Below are 4,825 nucleotides of genomic sequence, written 5' to 3' on the forward strand. Positions count from 1 at the left end.
CGCGAAGCGGCCGGCAGGGGGTCGCTCACACGCCATGTCGCAGGATGGGCGCATAATGTCCGACGTCGTCATCATCGGCGCAGGGATCAGCGGGCTTTCGTGCGCCTGGACGTTAAAGAAGCTCGGAATCGAGTCGGTCATCCTCGAGCAGAGCTCGCGCCCCGGCGGCGTCATCCGAAGCGAAAAGATCGGGGACTATCAGATCGAGTGGGGACCGAACGCTCTGCAGTCCGTCCCGGCCGCACTTCGGCTGGCGGATGAAGCCGGTCTCTGGGATGACATCCTGACACCCACGCCAAACGCTCCACGGTTTGTCTTCTGGGATGAAAAACTGCGCAAAGTGCCCTTCGGACCGCTCACGGCCTCCGGAATCTTGCGCGCTCTGCGCGAGCCTTTCGTCCGCACGAAATCGCCGGACAATGAATCGGTGCGCGATTTCTTCATACGGCGTGTCGGCCGGCAAGTGCACGACCGGCTGGTCAGCCCCGCATTGACGGGAATCTTCGCCGGCGACACCGCGAAACTCAGCATTGCGGCCGCGTTTCCCAAAATCCTCGAGATGGAGCGCCGGCACGGCAGCCTCGCCGCGGCATTCCTGAAGAGCATGGGCGGCCGCAAGAAGCCTGCGGACTCGGGCCAGTCCCGCCCGAAACCGAAAGGAAGCGTCTTCTCATTTTCGGATGGTCTCGAAACCTTGCCGCGACGGATGGCGGAACAGCTGAACATTCAGTACAACGTCACAAACGCGGGATTGGATATGGCGCCGGTAACGGTCGTCGCCACGCCGGCCGCCGCCGCGAGCGGTCTGTTTGAGGCGAAGAACAAACAGCTTTCGACGCTGCTGCGGCGCGTTGAATACGCGCCGATGGTTATTGCGGCCGTCTCGATCCCGGATTTCGCTTTCAAGCAACCGCTGAATGGTTTCGGTTTCCTGGTGCCCCGGAATCAAGGCCTGCGGATTCTAGGGACTCTCTTCAACTCCGCGCTTTTTCCGGGACGGGCGGCGAAAGGCCGCGAGCTGCTGACCTGCTTTGTGGGAGGCGCTTTCGAGCCGGAAGCGGTCGACTGGCCCGACATACGGGTCTGGGAGACGGTGTGTCCGGAACTCAAGGCCGCGCTGGAAAGCTCGGAGATGCCGGAACCCATCGCGTTGTGCCGCCACGCGCGCGCGATCCCGCAATATAACATCGGACATGAGCACTGGGTTCGCGCCGTCCAGGACGAACTGAAAAAGACGCCAGGCGTATTCCTGGCTTCGAACTATCTTGAAGGGGTCTCGGTCCCGGCGTGTATCGAACAGGGCGACCGGACGGCTCACGCGATCGCCGAACACCTTGGGAGAAAAAAATGAAGCGAACCGCTCAGGAAATCGCCGAGTACGTCGGCGGAGAACTTCGCGGAAACGGCCAGGCTGCCGTCGAATCCGTTGCCAGCTTGAAGAACGCAGGGCAGGCAGACTTGAGTTACGCGGAGGAGAAATATCAAGACGGCGTTGAGGCAACGAAAGCCGGCTGTATCATCGTCGGATCCGGGCAATTTTCAGGTAAGACCCTCATTCTCGCCAAAAATCCCAAACTGGCGTTTGCCCGTGCCGCCGCATGGTTGCTTGCGGACGAATCGAACGACTGGAGCATCCATCCCAGCGCCACTGTCGCTCCGGATGCGGTGATTGGCGATCGCGTGAAAATCGGAGCCGGCGCTGTGATCGAGAGCGGCGCCGCCATCGGCAACTCCACCGTCATCGAAGCGGGATGTTACGTCGGCCGAGCCAGTAAAATCGGTGAGCACTGCACAGTCTACCCGCGCGTCGTTATATATAAAGATGTCGAGATCGGAAACCGCGTGATTGTCCACGCCGGAGCCGTAGTCGGCGCCGATGGGTTCGGCTTTGTCAGGGACGGCAAAGGTCACATCAAGTTCCCGCAGGTCGGCAAAGTCGTTATCGAAGACGATGTGGAAATCGGCGCGAACACCTGCATCGACAGAGGATCGCTCGAAACAACGATCATCCGGCGCGGAGTGAAACTCGATAACCTGATCCAGATCGCGCATAACGTGGAGATCGGGGAATACACGTTGATCGCGGCCCAGACCGGGATTTCCGGAAGCTCGACGCTGGGAGCAAACTGCCTCGTCGGCGGCCAGGTCGGCATCGGCGAGCATGCCACCATCGACAGCAACGCCATCATCGGCGGTCAGGGCGGCGTGCTGAACGGCAAACACATTCGTGCCGGCGGAGAAGTGCTTTGGGGAACACCGGTCCGACCGTTGCGGCAGTTCCTGCTCGAACAGGCTTATCTTTCCAGGCAGGTCAAAAAGTAAGGGCGCGGCCCTGGGAGCTGTGAATCAATCGGTGGGATGCGGCCACTCCCCTGCTGAGGTCAGGAGGGGAGTGGGCCACGCGCTAGACCGGTGTCTTGCGATCGGGAAACGCCTTGACCCAGCGGTTGATGCGCACACTTGCGCGCAGCTCGTTCACCCAGAATGGATCGTCTTTGAACAGGTCGCGCACTTCGGCTTCATTTTCAGCTTCGACGATCCACAGTCCACCAATGGGCCGATCTGACGGCAGCTCACGAACGGATCCGGCGACGAGCACCTTATCTTTGCGGCTGTCCAGAAAAGCGAAATGCTCTTCCAGAAGTTTCTGCCGCAACTCGCCAGTGCCCGGTTTATCTTCGAATTGCACAATAAACAGCATGTCTATCCTCAGCTTCCTGCCGGGCGCTACTTCACGCTTTTCATCCACTTGAGTATCGGCCCTGTCACGGAATCGTCTGCCGTATTCGGCGAGAATACGAGCGAGACATGGCTGTGGTCTTTGATCAGTTCCGCGGTGGTGGGACAGCGGCCGGCCTTGCACAACGCGTCTTTCAGGGCGTAGTCAAACGCAAGAATATTGGAGGAATCCAGCTCTCCCCAGCCGAGAAACACGGCGATCTTTCCCTTGGCCAGCCCTGGAAGGTTGGAACGGGCCAACTGCGTGGCCTGATCGACAGCCGGCGCGCTGCCGCGTCCAGCAGCTGCGCCTCGGCCTCCGCCCTGACGGGCACCGCCGGCTCCGGGAGCTACTCCGCCTGGAGCTGCTCCGCCGCCGGGCGCCGGACCGCGGCCGCCTCTTGCTTCACCTGCCGGCCGGCCGCAATTTCTGCTGAGACTCGCGGTCGCCGCGATTTGCGTGGCGGCACTGCCCTGAGGAACGGTTTCGGGCAGAATGTTGAAATTCGGCGACGACATCAAAACGATGCCTTTGACTGCTGCGCCGTCGGCTCCAGCGATTTCCGTATGCCCCGCATACGTGCTGACCGGCCCGTTGCCGGCCGAATCCGCCCAGAGGAAGATGCGGTTCGGGTTTCCTTTATATTTTTTGATGTTCTGGCGAACCCACGCCACGACGAGCCCGACATCTTTCGCCGGCGCGTCCCACGCTGCGCCGCCTCCAAATCCGCCGCGCCGTTGCATGTTCACGCCGACCATGCCGTTTTTCAGAGCCCAGTACATGATGTTGTCGTAGAAGGGACCGCCATCCGGCCCGTTTACTTTCTTGTCCCCGCCTCCGCCCGATACGTAGATCAGAACGGGACGGCCTCCGCCGCCCTTCTCAGGAGCGAACAGGTCCATGATCGTCCTTGGGTCCTGCGCGTAAGGAATATCGCGCATCACTGTCACTCCGCTGGACGGCGGCATCGGCTGCAGCGGCTTGTACAGTTTTGCCGTTTCAGGAACGCAGACACCCGTTCCGATCTGACGGAGTTGAGCCGCGACGTCCGGCGGCACCTGCGCTTGCGCTGCGGGCGCAGCAATAACGGCAATCGCGATCACTGCGGCTGCCGCAAACCATAAATCACTCTTCCAATCGGAACTCATAATGGCCTCCCTGTCTGAGTTCCGTGACTTTATCACAAGGATTCGTCAACCGGCACGCCGCTGTGCCGCCGGCGCAAGAGGCAACTTCAGATCGAACGTTGTGCCTTCGTCCAATTCGGAGGCGACTGAGATGGTGCCGCCACATGCGTCGATCACGCGTTTGACTATGGAAAGACCGAGGCCGGTTCCGGGAAGGGAGCGTACCTTTGCTGCGCGGAAGAAAGGTTCGAAGATGTGTGTCATCTCCTCACGCGATATTCCGGCGCCATTGTCGGAAACGCGAAGTTCGTACCATGAGTCGGCTTCGCGGCCCAGTATCTCGATTTGAAGCTGCACACCGGAACGCCGGTATTTGACGGCATTTTCGCCGAGATTCATCAGCACTTGACGCAAAAGAGTCTCGCTGACTCGTATGGACGAAGTCTGCAGATCGATTCGGAGGGTTCCATTGACGCTTCGAACTTTCGGTATCAGTTCCTCCTGAAGCGTCACGACCATCATGTTCGTCAAAGCAATAGGTTCCTCCACTTGAGCATCGACACGTGAAAGGGCAAGCAGGTCCTGAATCAGGGCGTCCATACGGCCGACGGCACGCTGAAGAACCTCGAGTGTTTCACGCTCTGCAGCCTGGGCTTGAGAGAGCCTGAAGGTTGAAAGCTGGACTGCATTCAGAGGACCGCGGAGGTCGTGCGCGACGCGGCCGGCAAAGGCGTCAAGCTCGCGATTGCGTTCTTCCAGAAGCAACGTGCCCCGTGCAATCTCGTCGTCCTTCCGCCGCACGATCCGTATCACCCACCCTGCCAGAAACAAAGCAAGAACCGTTCCGCCCAGAGTAATGCCTCCGAGAGTGAGCAGGGATCTGCGCTGCAGAGCCCGAATTTCAGTAATTGCATTTTCGGCCCCGCGTTGATTCACTTCAATCAACTTCCCTGCATCTTCATCGATGGCTTCAAACTTT

The 4,825-nt window shown here is 60.0% G+C and carries 5 protein-coding genes; 2 read left to right on the forward strand and 3 right to left on the reverse strand.

Annotation, left to right across the window (positions count from 1 at the left end):
• Together hemG and lpxD are read left to right on the forward strand one after the other, a co-directional pair.
• Nucleotides 1-1,351 (forward strand): protoporphyrinogen oxidase (gene hemG, locus VGK48_17330; protein ID HEY2382941.1); only part of this gene is annotated, 1,351 nt, incomplete at its 5' end.
• Nucleotides 1,348-2,322 (forward strand): UDP-3-O-(3-hydroxymyristoyl)glucosamine N-acyltransferase, encoded by a 975-nt coding sequence (lpxD, locus tag VGK48_17335; GenBank protein ID HEY2382942.1) that lies wholly within the window; start codon nucleotides 1,348-1,350, stop codon nucleotides 2,320-2,322. The genes hemG and lpxD, both read left to right, overlap by 4 nt.
• Before the next feature lie 82 nt (nucleotides 2,323-2,404).
• Here the strand turns inward: lpxD and VGK48_17340 are convergent, their stop codons facing one another.
• The 3 genes from VGK48_17340 to VGK48_17350 form a co-directional block, all read right to left on the reverse strand.
• Entirely contained in the window at nucleotides 2,405-2,749 is a 345-nt protein-coding gene (locus tag VGK48_17340; protein HEY2382943.1) for a YciI family protein, read from the reverse strand.
• On the reverse strand, nucleotides 2,728-3,867 hold the full coding sequence (locus tag VGK48_17345) for a carboxylesterase family protein (protein ID HEY2382944.1): 1,140 nt from the start codon (nucleotides 3,865-3,867) through the stop codon (nucleotides 2,728-2,730). Before VGK48_17345 ends, VGK48_17340 begins: the two co-directional genes overlap by 22 nt.
• A 45-nt stretch (nucleotides 3,868-3,912) precedes the next feature.
• The coding region (locus VGK48_17350; protein HEY2382945.1) for a HAMP domain-containing sensor histidine kinase at nucleotides 3,913-4,825 on the reverse strand (913 nt) is incomplete at its 5' end.

The sequence above is a fragment of the Terriglobia bacterium genome (genome assembly GCA_036496425.1).
Classification (GTDB): domain Bacteria; phylum Acidobacteriota; class Terriglobia; order 20CM-2-55-15; family 20CM-2-55-15; genus 20CM-2-55-15.

Excerpts from the sequence above, each read along its gene's own strand:
- lpxD (HEY2382942.1), top strand. The coding sequence starts at position 1,348 with ATGAAGCGAACCGCTCAGGAAATCGCCGAGTACGTCGGCGGAGAACTT.
- VGK48_17345 (HEY2382944.1), bottom strand. The coding sequence starts at position 3,867 with ATGAGTTCCGATTGGAAGAGTGATTTATGGTTTGCGGCAGCCGCAGTG.